We start from the raw sequence: 21,630 nt of genomic DNA, 5'->3' as shown, positions 1-21,630 counted from the left end.
CCGTCGGACGTCAATAGTCCGCCGGGCTGGATCGGGCGAGCGGCGGACGCCCGAGTGCCGTTCGAGTGTGAGGAGCACGACAGTTCATGGGTACCGAGACGTCGGGGACAGCAGGAACGACCGGCGGCGGTAACCCGGTGGAGAACGGTTCGCGAGAGCGGGGCCGGGAAACACGAACCAGGGAGCGGCCGGCACGACGTGAGCGTCCCGTGCGCCGTCGACGCCCCCGCACGCTTCTTCTGCCTCAGCTGCTGGCCTCGGCAGTCGAACTCGGACCCGACTCGGATGCCCTCGTGTTCGACAGCCGAATCTGGACCTACGCCGAGCTCGATGCTCGATCGGCTGCTCTGGCCCGCGTGCTGATCGCGCGTGGCGTCGGTCCCGAGGACTTCGTCGCACTGTCGATTCCGCGCTCCGACCTGTCCGTCATGGCGCTGTGGGCGGTGGCCAAGACCGGCGCGGCATTCGTGCCGATCGATCCGACCTACCCGGCCGACCGGGTGCGGCACATGGTGTCCGACTCCGGCGTGCTGCTGGGGTTGTCCGTCGGCGCGGTGCGCGACGATCTGCCCGCGGAGGTCGAGTGGCTGGTGATCGACGACAGTGACATGACTCGGCGTCTCGACGAACTGTCCAGCGAGCCCGTCACCGCGGAGGATCGGGTGCGGGCCCTGGAGCCGACGCATCCGGCATACATGATCTACACCTCCGGATCGACCGGTCTGCCGAAGGGCGTCGTCGTCACCCACGCCGGACTGAGCAACTTCTGCGAGGAGCAGATCGATCGCTACTCGCTCACCGAGCAGTCGCGAGTGCTGCACTTCGCATCACCGAGCTTCGACGCGTCCGTACTCGAACTCCTGATGAGCATCGGCCGGGGTTCGACCATGGTCGTCGCCTCTCCGAAGATTCTCGGTGGCGACGATCTGGCTGCGCTCATCCGCGCGCAGAACGTGACTCACGCCTTCATCACCCCAGCAGCATTGGCGTCGGTGAATCCGGCCGACACGGACACCCTGCACACCGTCGTCGTCGGCGGCGAGGCCTGCCCGCCCGAGCTGGCGAACCGATGGGCACCGGGCCGCCGTTTCTTCAACGGGTACGGGCCGACCGAGACGACGATCATGACCAACATCGGCGGGCCGATCGCCGAGAACGAGCGCGTGACGATCGGCGGGCCCATCCGCGGCGTCAGCGCGTATGTGCTCGACGCATCCCTGAACCCGGTTCCCGACGGGGTGGCAGGAGAGCTGTACCTGGCCGGGCCGGAACTTGCCCGCGGCTATCACCAGCGACGTGGACTGACCTCGGATCGCTTCCTCGCCTGTCCGTTCGGCGAGGACGGTGCGCGGATGTACCGCACCGGAGACGTCGTGCGCTGGCGGGTGGTCGAGGGCGAGCGAGTGGTCGAATACATCGGCCGCAACGACTTTCAGGTCAAAATTCGCGGCTTCCGCGTCGAACTCGGTGAGATCGATGCCGTTCTGTCAGCCGACGAGAGCGTCGAATTCGCCGTGACGGTCGGCCGCGAGACACCGTCGAAGTCCACCGCCCTCGTCTCGTACGTACTGCCCGAGGCGACGTCGGAGTTCGACGAGCGAGCACTTCTTTCGGTTGCGGCACAACATCTTCCGCGACACATGGTTCCGTCGATGATCATCGCACTCGACTCGATCCCGTTGACGCCGGTCGGAAAGCTGGATCGGGCCGCGTTGCCCGCTCCGGTCTTCGCCGCGGCAGAGTTCCGTTCCCCGTCGACGCCCTCCGAAATCACCGTCGCGCAGATCTTCGGCGAGCTGCTCGGCATGGACCGAGTCGGTGCCGACGACGACTTCTTCGAGCTCGGCGGAAACTCCCTGATCGCAACGCAATTGGCCGCACGTCTCGGAGCTGCGACCGGAACCCGAGTGCCGGCACGCACCGTCTTCGAGTTCTCGACGGTGCAATCCCTCGCCGCCCGCGTGGAGAATGCCTCGTCCGATGGCGACAACGCCGCGAGCCGACCGCAGCCGGTGCTGGCGACGAGGGAGCGGCCCGAGCGGATCCCACTGTCGCTGGCTCAGCGGCGGATGTGGTTCCTCAACCGCTTCGATACCGCGTCGGGAGCGAACAACATCCCGGCCGCCATCGAACTGCAAGGAATTCTCGACGTCCCGGCGCTGTCCTCCGCGATCGACGATGTCGTCGATCGTCACGAATCTCTGCGCACGTACTACCCCGAGGTCGACGGGATCGGGTACCAGATGGTGCGGGACGCGGTCGAGAGTGGAGTCACGCTCGAGATCGAAACGATCGGGGCCGATGCGGTCGCGCGTCGGGTTCAGGAGCTGGCTTTCGCGGGCTTCGATGTGACCCAGCAGGTCCCGGTGCGGTTGCGCCTGTTGCATCTGGGCACCGATCACTACGTCTTCGTGCTGGTGGCCCACCACATCACCGCCGATGGCTCGTCCGTCGCACCGATGGTGCGAGACATCATGACCGCCTACGCCGCTCGCAGCGCGGGGACTGCACCCGGCTGGGAACCACTGGCAGTGCAGTATGCCGATTACACGCTGTGGCAGCACGAGGTGCTCGGATCCGACGACGATCCCGACTCCGTTGCGCACCAGCAGATTTCGTTCTGGAAGGACAACCTCGAGGGGTTGCCGGATCAGCTCGACCTGCCGACCGACCGTAGCCGTCCACTCGATCCGTCCGGAGTCGGTCGGGTACTCGGATTCGACATCGACGCGGCGTCGACGGCGGCGATCGGGCGTCTGGCTCGCGAGCACGGGGCCACCCCGTTCATGGTGGTACACGCCGCTTTCGCGGTGCTCCTCGCCCGCTTGTCCGATTCCCCAGACGTCGTCGTCGGATCGCCGATCGCCGGTCGAGGTGAGCAGGCGCTCGACGACGTGATCGGAATGTTCGTCAACACCCTCGTTCTGCGCACCGCGGTCGACGCGTCCCGCACATTCTCGGACCTGCTTTCCCAGGTTCGCGAAGCCGATCTACAGGCATTCGCGCACGCCGACCTTCCGTTCGAGCGTTTGGTCGAGGTGCTCGACCCCGTTCGCTCCGGCGACCGCCACCCGCTGTTCCAGGTGGCTCTGTTCTTCCAGAACCAGCCCACAGGCACACTCGAGCTGCCGGAGCTGACGGTCTCCCCGCTGGACTTCGGTGAGGTGGTCGCGAAGTTCGACCTGCAACTGGTCCTGGAGGATCGCGCCGCAGGTACCGAGGAGCACGCGCTCGCGGGCACGTTCACCTATGCGGCGGATCTGTTCGACGAGGCGACGGTACGTGGAATCGCACACCGCTTCGTCCTGCTGCTCGCTCGACTCGTCGATGCGCCGACACTTCCGGTCGGCGATGTGGATCTGCTCGACGCCGCCGAGCGGGCACTGTCCACCGAACATGCTGCCGTCGATGCAGTCGCGGTGCCGGACCGATCGATCCTGGACGCCTACGTGCGACAGGTATCCGTAACACCCGATTCGCCGGCGGTGACGTTCGAGGACGTCACCCTGACCTACGCGGAGTTCGACCACCGAGTCAATGCGCTTGCGCGGCATCTGATCTCGCGCGGTGTCGGCCCCGAGGTGCTCGTCGCCGTGTCCATCAGGCGCTCGATCGACCTGCTCGTGGCGATCTACGCCGTAGTTCGAGCGGGCGGCGCCTACGTGCCGATCGATCCTGATCTCCCGAGCGAACGCCGAGCCCACATCCTCGGCACGGCGGCGCCGTTGTGTCTGCTCACCAGCGCCGCCGACATCGAACCCGACGAGACCAGCGGGCACGAGACGGTGCCGGAGTCCATCGCGATCGACACCCTCGACCCGGCGCTCGACGGTTCTCCTCTGCGCGCGAACGAGTTGCGCCCCCTGCACACAGCCAGTCCCGCCTATGTCATCTTCACCTCCGGCTCGACCGGAAACCCCAAGGGCGTCGCGGTGTCCCACCACGCGGTCGAGAACCAGCTGGCGTGGATGACGGCACAGTACGAAGTGGCGGACACCGACGTCTATTTCCAGAAGACCGCAACCACCTTCGACGTGTCGGTGTGGGGCTTCTTCTTGCCGCTGCGTACCGGGGGCCGCATCGTTCTCGCGACGCCGGACGGGCATCGCGATCCCGAGTACATCTCGGCCTCGATCGCCCGGCACGGGGTGACACTCACGGACTTCGTGCCGTCCATGCTCACCGTGTTCGCTGCGCACGCACGCACCGCCGAATGCGCCACACTGCGCGACATCTTCGTCATCGGTGAGGCGTTGCCGCCGGAGACCGTGACCGATTTCGGTCGCGTCAGCACTGCTCGCGTCCACAATCTCTACGGGCCTACCGAGGCCGCGGTGTCGGTGACTCAGCATCGCGCGGAGCCGGATTCGCGTGGTTCGATACCCATCGGTGTCGCCGAATGGAACGTCGGTGCACTGGTACTCGACCGACGCCTTCACCCTGTGCCGGCAGGTGTGCAGGGCGAGCTGTATCTGGTCGGCGACCAACTCGCTCGGGGCTACGTCGCCCGTCCGGATCTGACATCGGACCGGTTCGTCGCCGACGTGAGCGGTTCCGGCACTCGGATGTATCGAACCGGCGACCTGGTTCGCCGTCGACCCGACGGCGTGCTCGACTACATCGGGCGCAGCGATTTCCAGGTCAAGTTCCGCGGCCAGCGCATCGAACTCGGCGACATCGAATCTGCGCTGCTCACCTCTGCCGATGTCAGCCAGGCCGTCGTGCTGGTGGTGCCGACGGCCACCGGTGATCAGCTCGTGGCCTACGTGGTGCCGACGGTCGGTGCCGCACCCGATCGTGCATCTGTGACCGAGTTCGCCAAGAACTTGTTGCCCGCGTACATGATTCCGAGTGCCGTCGTTGTCCTCGGCGAACTGCCGTTGAACTCGAGCGGCAAGTTGGACCGTCGCGCACTACCGTCCCCGTCGATCGATACCCGGCAGTACCGGGCACCGTCGACACCGGTGGAGGAGATCGTCGCGGCTTCGTTCGGCGATGTTCTGGGTGTCGAGCGCGTCGGACTCGACGACGATTTCTTCGATCTGGGCGGGAACTCTCTCATCGCCACCCGCCTCGTCGCACGAGTGGGGGTTGCCGCCGGATGGCGCGTTCCGGTTCGAGCGCTGTTCGAGGCCTCCACTGTCGCCGCCTTCGCTGCGGCGGTCTCGGCGTTGTCGTCCGAGCGATCCGTTCCGAAGCTCGAGCCGGTCGAGCGTCCGGCGGAGATCCCGCTGTCGTACGCACAGCAGCGGATGTGGTTCCTCAACCAGTTCGACACCACCTCGGCCGCCGACAATCTGCCGTTGGCGATTTCGCTGACCGGTGATCTGGATGTGGCTGCGCTACAGGGTGCGGTATCCGACATCGTGCATCGACACGAGTCGCTGCGGACGCTGTATCCCGAAACCGACGGTCGGGCACGGCAATCGGTGGTGACCGACGGCATCGAGGTGCCCGACCTCACGCCCATTGCAGTCCGGCCGGACGAACTCGTCGCGGTTCTGACCGACGCCATGAGCATGCCGTTCGATGTGACGATCCAGGTACCGCTGAGAGCGTGGCTCTACCGGCTGGGTGAGCGCGAGCACGTACTGGCCGTGGTGGTGCACCACATCAGCGGTGACGCATTCTCGATGGGGCCGCTCGCGCGGGATCTTGCGGTGGCGTATTCGGCTCGCACGGCGGGATCCGCCCCGGGCTGGTCGGATCTGGCTGTGCAGTATGCGGACTACACCCTGTGGCAGCGTCGCGTACTGGGCGAGGAGACCGACCCGGAGTCGGTGCTCTCGAAGCAGTTGGACTTCTGGACTCGGACGCTGGCAGGAATTCCCGATCGAGTGGATCTACCCACGGACCGACCTCGTCCACCGGTGATCAGCAACAGGGGAGCGGCGGCTCGTTTCGAGATCGACGCCTCGCTGCACGCCTCCCTCGGCCGGGTCGCACGCGAGAGTGGTTCGACGCTGTTCATGGTGGTCCACGCAGCGCTCGCCGTGCTGTTGGCACGATTGGCGGCCACCGACGACGTCGTGATCGGTACGCCGATCGCAGGCCGTGGGGACGCCGCCCTGGACGACCTCGTCGGGATGTTCGTCAACACGCTCGTGCTGCGGACCGACGTGCAGCCGAGCAGCCGGTTCGCGACCGTTCTGAACACCGTGCGGCACGCGGACCTCGAGGCCTTCGCGCATGCCGATGTGCCGTTCGAGCGTCTGGTGGAACAGCTGAACCCCGAACGTTCGCAGTCTCGGCACCCCCTGTTCCAGATTGCGCTCTCGTTCCAGAACCCGGCTACGAGTTCTCTGACGCTGCCCGATCTGACGATCGCCGGTGTCGACATCGAGGACACGAGCGCAAAGTTCGACATGCAGTTCACGCTGTCCGAACAAGCCCGGCCCGACGGCACCGCCGACGGCATGGCAGGCGTGATCACCTACGCCACAGACTTGTTCGATGCCGACACCGTCGACGAGATCTCGGCGCGGCTCGTACGGGTGCTGGCCGCCGTTGCGGCCGATCCCGAGACGGTGGTGGGCGATATCGAGTTGTCGGCACCCAGCGAGGTGCAGGATCTGCTGCACGGGCCGGTGGGAACCGTCGCCCCACGAACCCTTGCGGATCTGATGGCCGATGCCGTCGCGGCGAACCCGGACGGAACTGCACTGGCGCAGGGCAGCAACCAGGTGACCTATCGCGAGCTCGACGAGACGTCCGCCGCCATCGCGGAGATTCTGCGGGGTCGCGGTGTCGGACCCGGCACCGCAGTGGCTGTCGCCACCCGCCGCGGCATCTCGTCGGTGACCGCAGTGTGGGCTGTGACTACATCCGGCGCGGCCTTCGTGCCCGTCGATCCCGACTACCCGGACGATCGAGTTCGCTTCATGCTCAGCGACTCCGGCGTACGGATCGGGCTCACGACATCGGATGTCGTCGACTCACTGCCGACCGAGGTGGACTGGATCGTCGTCGACGCACTCGCGCAGTCGAACACCTCAGTGGTGCAGCCTGATTCGGTCGACCGTGCGCAGACCGACGACGCCGCGTACGTCATCTACACCTCCGGCTCCACCGGAAAGCCCAAGGGCGTGGTGGTCACGCATCGCGGCCTGGCCAACTTCGCGGCCGAGCAGAGAGAGCGATACAGGCTGACCGAGCAATCCCGCGCGCTTCACTTCGCGTCGCCCAGTTTCGACGCGTCGGTTCTCGAACTGCTTCTCGCGGTTGCCTCCGCGTCCACCCTGGTGATCGCGCCACCGCGCACATACGGCGGCGGCGAGCTGGAGGCGCTGATCACGCGGGAGTCGGTAACGCACACGTTCCTGACTCCGACGGTTCTGGCCTCGATCGATCCCGACGCGGTGACCGGTCTCGAGGTCGTGATCGCCGGCGGCGAGCAGTGCTCGCCGGAGCTGGTGCAGCGCTGGTCCACTCACGTTCGGTTCTTCAACGGCTACGGCCCGACCGAGACCACCATCATGACCAACATCAGCGACGCTCTGAGCCCCGGCGACCTGATGTCCATCGGCGGGCCCATCCGGGGAATGGCATCGTACGTCCTGGATTCACGCCTGCGCCCGGTACCGCTCGGCGTCACCGGCGAGCTCTACCTCGCCGGTGTGCAGCTCTCCCGGGGATATCTCCGGCGGCACGGGCTGACGGCCGAGCGTTTCGTCGCGAATCCGTTCGGCGACGCCGGAGACCGGATGTACCGAACGGGTGACGTCGTACGCTGGCGAAAGAGCAACGGCAGTAACGTGATCGAGTACGTGGGCCGCTCGGACTTCCAGGTCAAGATCCGCGGATTCCGCATCGAGCTCGGTGAGATCGACTCCGTCGTCGCCACCTACCCGGGCGTCGACTTCGTGGCCACCCTCGGGCGGACGCTTGCCTCCGGCGGCACCGCCCTCGTGTCCTACGTGCGCTTGCAGCCGGGAGCTCACATCGACGCCGCCGACGTTCGTGAGCACGTCGGTGAATCTCTTCCTGCACACATGGTGCCCTCGGCCGTCGTCGTGGTGGACGAAGTGCCGCTGACCCCGGTGGGCAAACTCGACCGAAACGCGTTGCCGGAACCGGTGTTCGAGACCACTGCAGGTCGCGAACCGACCACCGACACCGAGCGCGCCCTGAGCGAGGTGTTCGCGGAGGTACTCGGTGTCGACACCGTGGGCGTGGACGACTCGTTCTTCGCCCTCGGCGGTGACAGCATCGTGTCCATCCAGCTGGTCTCGCGCGCTCGCGCTCGCGGCCTGAACTTCGGACCGCGGGACGTGTTCGAGCTCAGAACCGTTGCCGCACTGGCCGAGATCGTGGAATCCGGTGCCGCCGAGGTACTCGAGGAACTTACCGGCGGCGGAGTGGGGACGATTCCGCTGACCCCGGCCGTCGGCTTCATGGTCGAGCGCGCCGGTGGCTTCGATCGGTTCACCCAGAACCTCGCTCTCGAGCTTCCTGCCGGCATCACCGAGAGCCAGATAGTCGCCACCCTCACCGCCGTGATCGATCGCCACGACATGTTGCGCGCGGTACTGCAACGCGACGTCGACGGTGCGTGGGTGTTGCGCACGCGCGAGCACGGCAGTGTCGATGTCGCAGCGGCCGTCACGCGCACGGCCGTCGATCCGGCCCTCGATGACGATGGTCGTCTGACCCTCGCTGCGTCGGCACTCGAGGGTGCGCTGAGTCGGCTGGACCCGGCGGCCGGACGAGTCGTCGAGTTCGCGTGGCTCGATCCGACGTCACCCTCCGGAGAACGAACCGACGACACGGGCAGGCTCATCGTCGCTGCCCACCACCTCGTCGTCGACGGCGTGTCCTGGCGCATCATCGTTCCCGATCTGATTTCTGCCTGGCTGCAGGTGTCCGCGGGGTCGGTACCGACACTCGATGCGGTCGGCACGTCGTTCCGGCGGTGGGCGCACGCATTGGTCGACAATGCGGGTTCCGACAATCGTCGAGCCGAATTGCCCTACTGGACTTCGGTTCTGGACCGGATCGAGGTGCCCGTCGGTACGCGCCCCTTCGACCCCGCGGTGGACTTGGCATCGACTGTGCGCAAGGTGCACATCGAGGTGGACGAGGCCACGACCGAGGCCGTGACGACGGCGATCCCCACTGCCTTCAACGCCGGTGTCGACGATGTTCTCCTCGCCGCACTCTCGCTCGCCGTGGCCCGCTGGCGTGACGAGCGGGGCACGGGGTCCTCGTCGGTTCTGATCAGACTCGAGGGTCACGGTCGCGAGGAGTCGCTGGCCCCAGGGGCCGATCTGTCCCGTACGGTCGGCTGGTTCACCGGCATCTACCCCGTTCGACTCGAACTCGAGACCATCGACGTGGGCGACGCCTACTCGGGTGGCATCGCTGCCGGTGCCGTCGTGAAGTCGGTCAAGGAGCAGTTGCGATCGATTCCGGACAAGGGGCTGGGCTACGGATTGCTGCGGTACATGGGCGACCCGGCGTTCGCACCACCCTCGGCAGCGCACGCGCAGATCAGCTTCAACTACCTGGGCCGAGTGTCGGCGGCCGACATACCCGAGGGCATGGAGAAGGTCGGGTGGATTCCGGCCGGCGACCTCGGTGACCTCACCGGGACGCCCGACGTGGACGCCCCCGCCATGGCTCCGATCGACATCAACGCCGTTGTGGTCGGTGGACGCCTCACCGCAGACTTCGGCTTCCCGACGACCCTGTTGTCGGAGTCCGACGTTCACGCCTTGGCCGAGCACTGGCGAGATGCGCTGACGTCCATCGTCGAGCACGGCCGACACGACGGTGCCGGAGGTCTGACCCCGTCGGATCTGCCGCTCGTGCAGCTGACTCAGCGCGACATCGAGCGGGTAGAGGCGCAGCTGCCGTCGGTCCGCGACATCTGGCCGCTGTCGCCGCTGCAGAACGGACTGCTGTTCCACGCGTCGATCTCCGAGGCCACGACCGACGTGTACACCACGCAGATCCAGCTGCACCTCGGCGGCGACGTCGACGCGGAGCGGCTGCACCTAGCGGCGGATCGGATTCTCGAACGGTATTCCAACCTGCGCACCGCATACCTGCGCGACGAGACCGGCAATGCCGTACAGGTCGTCGTCGAGTCGGTTCGCGTGCCGTGGCGAACAATCGATCTCACTGTTGCCGAACATGATTCGACGTCTGCGGACGAGTTGCTGAGTGCTGAACAAGCGCTCGGATTCGATATGACCGCGCCGCCGCTGATCAGGTTCTTGTTGATCCGCACGGCCGCCGATCGGTGGACGCTCGGCGTGACCAGCCACCACATTCTGCTCGACGGCTGGTCGATGCCCATCTTGATGAAGGATCTGCTGGTCCTGTACGCGACCCGCGGCGAGACATCCGTTCTGCCGAGGGTCCGTCCTTACCGCAATTTCCTCGCGTGGCTGTCCACGCGTGACCTCGACGACTCGCTGGACGCGTGGCGACGGGCGTTCGCGGGACTGGACGACCCGACGCTGATCTCGCAGCACGGCTCCGCGGATTCCGGCTCTCCTGCTGTAGCCGAGAAGAGATTCGTCCTCAGCGGTGCGGACGCCGCTCGGTTGTCGGACCGCGCGTCGGAACTGGGCGTCACGATGAACACTCTGGTTCAGGTGGCGTGGGGAGTTCTGCTCTCGCGCTTGCTGACTCGCGCCGATGTCGTGTTCGGAACCACGGTGTCCGGTCGTCCGGCTGAGCTCGACGGCATCGAATCGATGGTCGGGCTGTTCATCAACACCGTTCCGGTCCGCTTCACCCAGGACGCGAACTCGAGCATCGAGGATCTGGTGCACCGCACGCAGAGGGAGCAGGCGGAACTTCTCGATCATCATTACGTGGGTCTGACCGATATCCAGCAGGCGGTCGGCTCGGGAGCAGTGTTCGACACCCTGGTGGTGTTCGAGTCGTACCCGATCGACAAGTCCGGTTTGTCCGCGGCGAGCTCGATCGACGGGATGAGCGTCGTCGGTGTCGACACCAAGGACGCAACTCACTACCCGTTGACCCTGGTGGTCGTAGCCGACGCCGAGATCACCTTCACGCTGAAGTATCGAGCCGATCTGGTCGACGCCGACGCCGCGGAATCGATGACGACGAGATTTGCCCGGGTACTGGACTCCGTCGCCGACGGATCGAACGGAGCCGACAAGGCCGGTTCCATCGACATTCTCGACGGTGCCGAGCGGACGGAGGTGCTGCAGACCTGGAACGGTGTGACGGAAACCGTTTCAGCCGAGCTCGATTCCGAGGCGGGGGACGAGTCGCTGATCTCCCTGTTCGAGAAGCAGGTACTGGCCGCACCCGACGCTGTCGCCGTGGTCTTCGGTGACGAACGCGTGACCTACCGCGAGCTCGACGTACGAGCCGAGAAGCTGGTCGGCACGCTCGTCGACGCCGGTGCGGGACGGGAAACCTTGGTTGCCATAGCGCTTCCCCGCGGTATCGAGCTGATCGTCGGCTTGCTGGCCGTACTGAAGTCCGGTGCCGGCTACCTCCCCGTCGACACGTCGCTGCCGCTCGACCGGGCGCGCTTCATGATCGAGGATGCACGTCCGACGTGTGTACTGACGGACCGCGACGGCGGGGCGTCGTACGCCGAATTCGGTGTGCCGGTCATCGCGTGGGAGGGTGCGGGTGCGACCGAGCAGGCTTCGGTGACCCGACCCGATACGGCGCGCAGTGGTGCCGATCTCGCGTACGTCATCTACACCTCCGGGTCCACCGGCACGCCGAAAGGCGTTGCGATACCCAACGAGAACGTCGTACGGCTGTTCCGCAACACCGATCGGACATTCGACTTCGGACCGAGTGACGTGTGGACGATGTTCCACTCGTTCGCGTTCGACTTCTCCGTGTGGGAGATCTGGGGACCGTTGTTGCACGGCGGCACTCTGGTGGTGGTGGATCATGCCACGTCCCGGTCGCCTCGGGAGTTCGTCGAGCTCGTGGCGCGCGAGGGCGTGACGATGCTCAGCCAGACGCCATCGGCGTTCTATCAGTTCGTCGATGCCGAGCGGGCCGCGTCGTCGTCTCCGACGTCGTTGCGGCACATCGTGTTCGGCGGCGAGGCCCTTGACCCGAGCAAGCTCACCGGATGGTTCGACGCGCACGGAGTCGATGCGCCGCTTCTGAGCAACATGTACGGGATCACCGAGACCACGGTGCACGTGACACATCATGAGGTCCGTGGTGTCGACGAGAACGTCCGACACCCGATCGGGACCGCGATCGACGGCCTCGGAACCTACGTCCTCGATCAGGGTCTGCGTCCAGTGCCGGTCGGAGTGGTGGGCGAGGTCTATGTCTTCGGAGTGCAGCTCGCGCGTGGGTACCTCGGACGTGCAGGACTGACGGTAGGACGATTCGTCGCGAATCCGTTCCAGGGCGTCGGCGCGCGTATGTACCGCACCGGCGATCTGGCGCAGTGGACGCCGCAGGGCACCCTCGACTATGTCGGTCGGGCGGACTCGCAGGTGCAATTGCGTGGCTTCAGGATCGAGCTCGGCGAGGTCGAAGCAGCGCTTCGGTCCGCACCCGGTGTGGCGCAGGCTGTCGCCATCGTCCGCGAGGACGAGCACCTCGGATCCCGACTCGTCGGATACGTGGTGCCCGACGACGGGTCCGTGGATCTCGATCATGTGCGCGGGCACGCCGCGCAGAGCCTGGCGTCGTACATGGTTCCCGACGCCCTGATGGTCCTCGAGTCGTTGCCGTTGACGGTCAACGGCAAGCTCGATCGTCGCGCACTACCGGACCCGCAGGTGCGCCGGATCGAGTTTCGCGCGCCGACCACAGATCTCGAAGCGGATGTGGCTGCCTCGGTGGCCGACGTGCTCGGGCTCGACGACGTCGGGCTCGACGACAGATTCTTCGAGCTGGGCGGTAATTCGTTGCTCGCTGCGAAGCTCGCGGCTCGGATCCGATCGCGGTGCGGGTCGGCGGTGCAGGTGCAGTGGGTCTTGACCGAGCCCACCGTCGAGCTGCTCGCGCGTCGGATCCACGAGGCGGCGGGTTCGGCAGCGGGCGGTGCTGCCGCAGATCCGCTGGCGGCGATACTTCCCATCCGAGCCGGTGGCGACCGTCCGGCGTTGTTCTGTATTCATCCGATGATCGGGCTGGCGTGGAACTATGCCGCGTTGGCCGAGACCACTGCACCGGGACGCCCCATCTACGGCGTGCAGCTTCCGCAGTTGCGCGACGCATCGGACTCGATGCGCACCATGGTGGAGCAGGCCGAGTTGTACGCACGGGAGATCGTTCGCGTGCAGCCGACCGGACCCATCCATCTTCTGGGGTGGTCCTTCGGTGGCGTCCTTGCTCACGCGGTAGCTGTTGCACTGCGAGCTGCCGGTCACGAAGTCGGCGTCGTAGCGATGCTCGACAGTCTCCCCACCGTCGACGAGGCGGTGTTCGCCGAAGAGTTCGCGGACAATCTGCGCGCGCTCGGGATCGGTGGGGCGGGGGAGCTCACCGACTTGCGCAGCGAGGCCACTCGCCGGCAGGTCGTCGATCTCGTGCTGGCCGAACTGGACATGTTCGACGAGCTACAGGTGTCGACGCTGTACGAGGACGCTCTCGCGAGTGCGACGAAGATCAACGGCTACTCGCCGGTGGCACTCGAGGGAGATCTGCTGTTCTTCTCAGCAGTCCGAGATCACCCGTCCGCAGGCGACGCGGCGCTGCTCTGGTCGCCGTATGTGGGCGGCACCATCGAGAACGTCGATGTCGAGGCCACGCACGCGAACATGACTTCAGCAGAGTCGCTGGTGGTGGTCGGACGGGCACTCGACACAGCGATGGACGCCGCCGAGCGGTGAATGTCGGTCGAGCCGGAGGCCGTGATGGGCGGCCCCGGAGTCGACTTGCGCCGTAGGACCGTGGGGTCCGAGCGACCGGACCGTCAGGTCAGCAGGGTGCGGTGTGAGTCGAGGCGTATTCGGGATCGAGTGCGGAGAGCACCATGTAATTCGGTGCCGGATCCGTGACGAGCCCGACGTGAGTAGTGGTTGCGGCAGGGCAAACGTCCTGGACCCATACGTTGTGCACCGACTCCGTGTCACCGGTACGAAGAAAGGTCTGCTCCGGGGGCGTCGAGATCGTGTCGTCCCGAGTGGCGATCACCGTGTAGTCGACGCCGGGAAGGGCGTCACCGCCGGCATTGAGATTGACCAGTACCGGCGAACCCACCAATTGCTGGGCTCCGGCCATGTTCCAGGTCAACGGTGTGATCGCGTCACCGGGAAGTCCCAATGAGGCGACCAGCTTCGCCAATTCCTGCAGTCCGCCGAAGGTCGTGCCGTGGTTGGTGGCACCCAGGGTGACGAGGCTGTGGACCTTGTTTCGTGAGGGGTCGGCGGGATCGGTACCACCGTCGAACTTCATGTACTGCCGAGCTACGATTCCGCCCTGCGAGTGTCCGACGATGTCGACCTGTGAGGCACCGGTCCCGGTGAGAACTCGATCGATGAAACCGCCGATCTCACGCGCCGATTCGGGAATGTCGCCCGAGCCCCACACGACCTTGCCGGGCTCGAACAGCAGGCCGACTGCACCGTAATTGGGTGCGAACACGCAGTAGTCCTGTTCGATGAGCTGCGGAGCCAGAACGGTCCACGTCGTGGCATCCATCTTGGTGCCGTGGATCAACACGACAGGTCGTGGATGTTCGGGGCTGGGAACGCAGCCGAAGTCGTTGGTCCCCTCCACGGTAGGAAACTGCGTGGGGGCAGGATCGGCGGAGGCGATGGCTTGTCCGGAGAGGGTCACGGCGAAGATTGCCGCGAGCGCACAGAGAATTCGCGCGGCTCGTGTTGTAATCGCCATGGCCTCTTTCGGGTTCAGCTCACCGCGTCGGGCGACGTCGGCGATAGCATGTGGGTGACACAACCGTAACATTCATAGTGCGAGTAACCTTTTGGGCAATTGCAGAACTACTGGTCCGCGAGTTGTGCTCGATCCCCATTGTGACGATGCTCACAAATAAGGCCGATTTGCTACCAGCTGAACGCTCGGTGTTCGATACCGGCGCGCAGTTCCCCGACGCGGATGTACAGGGCACGCAACCAGTGCCCTCGCGACAGTTTCGTCAGCGATGTGGGGAACAGTGGATTGCGCAGGATCAACACACCCCACCTGAGTAGTACGGTCCGAATGCTCAGTGGAGGGCAACCGAGTGGGCGGTACACACCGATGAGCTTCGTGGTGCCGTAACCGGCCCGGTACGACTGGCGCAGAAGCGGTCGGAGTCGGTCGCGAAGCCGGTAGGAGACCTTCGGCTCCGCATCGAAGCAAAAACTGTGACCCGCCAGCTGTGCGCGCCAACTGAACTCCACGTCCTGGCTGGCTGCGAACTGGTTGTCCATGCCGCCGAGAGCACGATAGACCTCCGCGCGGCACGCCATGCTGGCACCGATCGCGAAGGGGCGAAACGAAGTTCGACCTTGTTGTTCCGGAGCAGGGCCGGTCGTCCACGACAACGCCCGTTCGTCGTTGAGCGTCGACGTCTCGACTGCGGTACCGACCACATCGTAATTCGTCGCCAGCCGGGCGAGGCTGTTCAACCAGTCGGGATGCACCACGTCGTCGGCGTCGCAAAAGGCGAGCAGCTCACCGGTCGCCGCTTCGGCTCCACGATTGCGAGCATGCGCGGCCCCCGTCGCCTGGGATGCGTCGACGTACAGGATCGACACGCCCTCACGGACTTCGCATGTTTCGAGGTACTTCCGGAGCTCGGCGCAGTCGGAATTGTCTGCAATGACGACCTGGAACTCATTCGAAAAATCCTGCGTTGCGAGAGCCCTCAGCTGTGCCTCGAGATGCCGATCGAACGAGCCGACAGGAATGATCACCGATACGGTGGGCACGCTCGAAGAGGTCACGGCGGTTCACGGTACGCAAGGACGTGGCCCGAGCGGAAGGGGCCGGTCCGAATGCGGTCGTGCGTCTGTTCGTCAGCCGTCCGAAGATGCCTTCTTGTAACCGCGGATTGCCGGTATCAGAAACACGACTGCCATTCCGAGCGACCACGCCAGAGTTTGCAACACCGGGGTCAGGACGGGACCACCCATAGCCAAATTCCGCATTGCGTTGACTGCAACGGACATAGGTTGCGCCGCAACCACCGGTTGGAGCCAGAGCGGATAGGCGAGCACGGGGACGAATCCCGCGTTGAAGAACATCAACAGGGTGCAGAAGATCGATACCAGTTCGACCAGTGGTGCGTCTCCGGCGACCGTGGCCAGGAATGTCACCATCACCGCGAACCCGATACCGAACACAACCGGAATCAGGATCAACAAGATGCCGGCCTGAATTCCCTGGGTGAATCTGAACCCCATCGCGACACCGGCACAGACGATGACGCAGGTGGTGACGAGCACTCGAACTGCTTCGGCGATCATTCTGCCCAGCAGGCCGGCGGCGCGGTGAGTGGGTGTCGTCCAGAACCTGGACAACAAGCCTGATTTCCGCTCGCCCTTGAGACCGACAGCGCTGACGATGGACCCGAACATGGCTCCGACCAGAGCGATCATCGGCACCTGACCGTAGATCGCCGGCGCTCCGGTGGCCGCGGAAATCGAGTTGCCGAGTACGACACGGAACATGACCAACATCAACGCGGGGTACAGCAACGCTTGAATCATCGTCGACGGATCGCGCATCCATCGCATCAACAGTCGCTTGGCCTGGATCAGACTGTGGGTCCAGAGTGCACGAACAGACCTTTCGCCCAGGACCATGTTGGGTTCGGGGAAGGTCAGGCTGGACACGCGGGTTGTGTTCACCGACGCTTCGGACATTGTCATCTCGGCCTCGTCACTCTGGCCTGGAGCTCGCCCAGATGGCGAGCGGTACGAAGAACACGATCAAGCCGGCCACCCATGCGAGCGACGGCCACAACACGGGGAAGCTGACTCCGCCTTCGGCCATATCGCGCATTGCGAAGGAGAACTGCGAGATCGGCTGGTTGCGTACGAACGGTCGGATGAGTTCTGGGAAGCCACTTTCCGGAACGAACCCGCACGAGGCCATACCGAGAATGAGCTGGGGGAGGGTCAATACCTGGCTGGTGGCTTCCGGACTCTTCGACAGCGTGCCGATCGCATCGGCACCGATCGACAACGTGGTGCTGATCAACATGGCGAGTGCACAGAACAACAGGGCCTGACCGAATCCTGCAGTGAAGCGAAAACCGATGACGTAACCGAAACCGAGGGCCGATACCAACGACACCAACGAACGGACCACACCGCTCGAGATCCGTGCCACCAGTGGGACACCACGTACGACGGGCATCGTCTTCAAACGAGAATTGAGTCCGCTCATCGCCTCCGTCGAGGCTCTCTGGGCGGCGGAAATTGCGGTGAAGGCCATAGCCTGCAGCACGATGATCGGCATCAGGAACTGCGCGTAGTTGATGCCCTGTAGGCCCATCACGAACTTCAACGGCAGGTAGAAGCCGATGGTGAAGATCAGCGGAGCGATGACCGCGATCAGCAACTCGCCCTTGGTGAGCATCGTCCACAGAGCACGTCCGGTCAGCGCCTGCCACTGGACGAATCCGGACGGCCGCGTTCGTGACCGCCGCTTCGGCTGCTGTGTGGTGGAGCCGGCACCGGTCCGCTCGACAAACCTCGAGTGTGTTTTGGGTAAGCCCCGCGTCGTGGCCGTCATGAGCTCGAGCTCGTCTGCGAGTGCCCGGTGAGCGTGAGGAACACGTCGTCCAGCGAGGGTCGTCGCAGTGCGATGTCGGCCAACACGATTCCCTCCGCGTCGACGCGGCGCAGGATCTCGGACAGTGTCGCTGCGCCGTCGGGTGCAGGCACCGAGAGCCGGTCGGATGTAGCGGTGATCTCGGCGTGTACCGCAGCAGGAACCATGTCGCCCAATGCCTGCGCGGCCGCTCGGAGCTGACCGGGATCGAGCGGCACCACTTCGCAGTAGCTGCCACCGGTCATGGCCTTGAGCTGATCGGACGTGCCCTCCGCGATCACGGTGCCCTTGTCGATGACGATGATGTTGTCGCTGAGGACGTCCGCTTCTTCGAGGTACTGCGTCGTCAACAGCACGGTGATGCCCTGTGCTTTGAGTGCTTCGACCAGTGACCACACGCCCTGGCGGCTGCGCGGGTCGAGTCCGGTGGTCGGCTCGTCCAGGAACACGACCTCCGGCCGCACGACCAATCCGCACGCGATGTCGATGCGGCGACGCATGCCGCCGGAGTACCCACGGACGGGCCGCTTGCCGGTATCCGAGAGGTCGAATTCGTCGAGCAGAGCCTTGGCGCGCGCCTTGGCGGCCTTCTTGTCCAGACCCATCAGGCGGCCGAACAACTCGATGTTCTCGCGGCCCGACAGGGTGTCGTCGAGAGCCGCATACTGTCCGGTCATCATGATCGAGCGTCGTACTGCAGGGGCGTCCGCGGCAACGTCGTGTCCCGCGACGAAAGCTCTGCCTCTGTCCGGTGCGATCAGGGTCGACAGCACCTTGACGGTGGTCGTCTTTCCGGCACCGTTGGGACCGAGAATGCCCAGGACGGTCCCGCGCTCGGCGGAGAAGCTGATGCCGCGCAGCGCATGCACATCACCGAAGGACTTGTGTACGTCCTCCACGTGTACGGCTGCGTGTTGAGCTGACGACATCGAATCTCCGAGCTGTCGGGGTGAATGGTGGGGCAGGACCCCGTGGAGTCGAGGGCCACTACTTGATACCGGAATTCCCCGAGAATGTTACCTGCGGGTCGACGCCGGGTGACCTCCGCAGTCAGCCCCAATCGATATCGATACTGTCCTCGACGTCGAGCTTCCGGCACAGAGACCGAAGCCCGCTGTAGTCCTGAACCAGAGCGCGGCGACTCTTGTCCTGCTCGACGTCCGCCAGCATCTCGTCGGCACCGCGGATGCCCTCGAGCTCGAGAATGCGTCGCCAGGTGGAGAAATCGCTGCTCGAGAACGCATCCATGCCGTCGACGAGACCGTCGAGGAACTTCTGTCGGTCGTTGGCTCCGAGTCGATCGAAGACGATCGCGGCCATGTCGTCGGCGATCGACGCATGGCAGTACTCGTCGCGATTGTGCAGTTTCACGGTCGCCCGATTAATGGGCTGGATGACGTCGTCGTCCTCGATCAGGTCCAAGTAGGACGTGATGGAGATCTCCGCAACCGTCATGAATGCCAGTGAGCTGATCGCAGCGGACCACGAGTCGTCGCTGGTTGCCTGCGCAGTACGTTGCCGACGCACCGTCGAGCTGAAGGGCAGGGAACGCTCCGACAGCGCCCACCCACGCCCTCGCCGCGTGGCTGCGCTCGCGTTCAGGTGCATCAGCGTGTGGTACTGCTCGTCCACCATCGCCTGGGTCACCGCGACCGCGAGGGTGTCGCCCATTCCGGTCTCGAACACGTCCTGCGCCAGAAGCGCGAAACCTGGGTGGACGACGTGCTGCTCGACATCCATCACGTTCTTGTTGAACGCGATCCAACCCCAGGCTCGGAGGCGATCCTTCTGCTCGGGGGTGGCACCGGTGAAGGTGTCGTGCTCGCCGAAGGGTATGAGGGCGTCGGGAAAATCCTGTTTGGACGTGTCGAACAGGTCGTCGAGCTCGGGTTCGGGCTTCTTCACTGTCGCGCGCTGCGCCCAGTTCTTGGCCAACCGCGAGACGACCGCACTCTCCACGACATCGTCGGAGTCGAACTCCGGCAACGACGGCTGTTCCAGCATTGCGTGCCTCGCCTCCGCGCTGTTACCAGCGGTCATCGGTTCCTACTACTGCCTCGAACGATACCGAACATCTCCGCACACACTGCTCGATAGTGATCGCCGCTTCCGCCCAGCGCGGACTCTGCCTCGGTCAACAGTCGCGCGAACTGGGTCTCGGAACCGGAATCGACCGCCTCGTTCAGTGTTTGCGTGGCGCGGCGCAGTGCCGCTCTGGCCTCGGCGGCATGCGGATTGCCTGCTTGTACGTCCCAATAGACCTCGGGTTCGCCGCCCGTGATGCGAGCGAGCACCGCCAGCATCGTTGCGTGTGGGGGAGGTGCAACGGCAGCGATGTCCCCGAACGGCAGGTCGAGTTCGGCCAGGGCCAACCCGAACGCCAGCACACTGGCGTGCGTCAGAGCCTGCGTCGCGGCGGCGAGGCGATCGTGGCGTGCGGCGTCGAGAAGAACGACTCGGCCACCCCACCGTGCGACCCTGTCGAGAAAGGCGTCCGCGGATGGGCCTTCGCGGTGCACGACGGCGGCCACCGGGCGGCCGGCCATTCCCAGCGACGGGGCGAACATCGGATTGATTCCGACGGTGGGACCGAGGCGGTCGGTGGCATCCACGTGGCGCGCGAATCCGGATTTCACCGACAAGGTCTCCACCACCAGTGCTTCGGGCTGCACGGCCGAGAGGTCTGCTGCCAACGCCACGGATTCGGGCACCGCCAGAATCACCGTCGCAGCACGTGTCAGTACCGAAGTGAGCCGGTCGTCGGGCGCGATGATGTTTCCGACCGTGACCGGCGAGGCTGCGTCGGAGCTCTCGTGCACGTCGACGACCGTCACGGGTACGCCATCGCCGCGCATCAGGTCGACGATCAGGCGGCCGACGGCCCCTGACCCGCCGACCACGACCACCGAGTCATCGGACTTTGACTGCCGAACCGTGTTCATCGTTCGAGTATGTCAACGGGCCGTGGCGGACACCCAGATCGTGATGTCTGCGTGCACCACCTCGACGCCGGCGGTGTCTCTGATCGAGACCGGCACGACGACTTCGAGTCCGTCGGTCACGGCGGAGAAGTCGGGAATCGGATCGAGTTGTGCGACCGCACGGAGTGAGGTGGTTGCCTTCGTCAGGTATCGGACGTTCATCGATTTGGGGATCCAACGGTGCGAGGTCGGCACCGTCGCCTCGGCGAGCATGCCCATCGCAACCTCGGCGAGGTTGCATGCGGCGATGGCGTGGAAGGTGCCCAGGTGGTTCCGAATTCCGAACCATTTCGGAGCCGTCACCTCGCAGCGACCCGGTTCGAGGGCCACCACCCGCGGCAGCACGGAAGCGAAGTAGGGGACCCGGAGACACATGCCGACGGAGAACACGGCGGACCCGATAGTGTTGTTGGGAAGCTTCGACCAGGCGCGATAGGTTGCGCCCGTGGTGCTCTGGACTGAGGTCATGGCGCTACCTTACTGCTCGGTAAGGTAGCGCGACGACGATCGACGGACCCCGAGTTGATCTGTCGCCCGGACTGCGGCATACTGGTCGGGTTGCCTGGACACGGGACGCGCTTGCGTGCGGCCTGAACCAGGTGAGTCGGCTGCAGAGCCGGCTGAGCAAGACATGAGACCAGCGCTCCACGTGAGCGCGTCCGGAACACCAGCTCGATCGGTGCGGGTTTCGTTCGGTACGGATGGTTGAAGCGAAAGTTTCAGCGCAGACGAATGAGCGGAATCACGACACGCCCGACCGCGTGGACCGGAGAACCATGACAGATGAAGAGCGGCAACGGATGCAGGCCACGCCTGGGTCGTCAACGTTTTTCACTGTCGTGTGTGCACGAAGGCAGTTCGGGTCGGTGGGTTCCACCGGCTCGGGGACTGTGCAGACGAGGTGGAGCAGGCCGAACGGCCGGTTCTACGACCAAGCGGCAAGAAAAGG

At 65.1% G+C, this 21,630-nt stretch carries 9 protein-coding genes; 1 reads left to right on the top strand and 8 read right to left on the bottom strand.

The genetic code is table 11. The features are described from left to right. Positions 1-86 precede the first annotated feature (86 nt). Complete coding sequence (locus CH294_RS01075; protein ID WP_094736745.1) at positions 87-13,805, top strand: non-ribosomal peptide synthetase; 13,719 nt, start codon at positions 87-89, stop codon at positions 13,803-13,805. Between the two features lie 88 nt (positions 13,806-13,893). On the opposite strand, the gene CH294_RS01070 is transcribed toward CH294_RS01075, so the two are convergent. The 8 genes from CH294_RS01070 to CH294_RS01035 all read right to left on the bottom strand — a co-directional run bounded on the left by CH294_RS01070 (position 13,894) and on the right by CH294_RS01035 (position 21,149). Continuing rightward, complete coding sequence (locus tag CH294_RS01070) at positions 13,894-14,811, bottom strand: alpha/beta fold hydrolase (protein ID WP_094736744.1); 918 nt, start codon at positions 14,809-14,811, stop codon at positions 13,894-13,896. Positions 14,812-14,981: 170 nt separating this feature from the next. Beyond that, positions 14,982-15,866: a glycosyltransferase gene (locus CH294_RS01065; protein ID WP_094736743.1), complete on the bottom strand. Its 885-nt coding sequence runs from the start codon at positions 15,864-15,866 to the stop codon at positions 14,982-14,984. A gap of 72 nt (positions 15,867-15,938) precedes the next feature. Next, the gene (locus CH294_RS01060) at positions 15,939-16,793 is read right to left on the bottom strand and encodes an ABC transporter permease (protein WP_052057948.1); all 855 of its coding nucleotides are present in this window, start codon (positions 16,791-16,793) and stop codon (positions 15,939-15,941) included. A 10-nt stretch (positions 16,794-16,803) separates the two neighbouring features. Beyond that, positions 16,804-17,661: an ABC transporter permease gene (locus CH294_RS01055; RefSeq protein ID WP_094736742.1), complete on the bottom strand. Its 858-nt coding sequence runs from the start codon at positions 17,659-17,661 to the stop codon at positions 16,804-16,806. Further along, a complete protein-coding gene (locus CH294_RS01050; protein WP_032376628.1) occupies positions 17,658-18,629 on the bottom strand; it encodes a daunorubicin resistance protein DrrA family ABC transporter ATP-binding protein in 972 nt (323 codons plus the stop codon). Before CH294_RS01050 ends, CH294_RS01055 begins: the two co-directional genes overlap by 4 nt. 121 nt (positions 18,630-18,750) lie before the next feature. After that, positions 18,751-19,704 (bottom strand): diiron oxygenase, encoded by a 954-nt coding sequence (locus tag CH294_RS01045; RefSeq protein WP_032404659.1) that lies wholly within the window; start codon positions 19,702-19,704, stop codon positions 18,751-18,753. A 32-nt stretch (positions 19,705-19,736) separates the two neighbouring features. Next, positions 19,737-20,642 carry a prephenate dehydrogenase dimerization domain-containing protein gene (locus tag CH294_RS01040; RefSeq protein WP_032404660.1) on the bottom strand — a complete coding sequence of 302 codons (906 nt, stop codon included), beginning with the start codon at positions 20,640-20,642 and terminating at the stop codon, positions 19,737-19,739. 12 nt (positions 20,643-20,654) lie between these two features. Beyond that, complete coding sequence (locus CH294_RS01035) at positions 20,655-21,149, bottom strand: hotdog fold domain-containing protein (RefSeq protein WP_094736741.1); 495 nt, start codon at positions 21,147-21,149, stop codon at positions 20,655-20,657. Positions 21,150-21,630 lie beyond the last annotated feature (481 nt).

It is taken from the genome of Rhodococcus sp. 14-2483-1-1 (assembly GCF_002259335.1).
GTDB lineage: Bacteria > Actinomycetota > Actinomycetes > Mycobacteriales > Mycobacteriaceae > Rhodococcoides.
The sequence above is the reverse complement of the archived record's forward strand: the minus strand, read 5'-3'. Positions and strand labels throughout refer to the sequence as shown.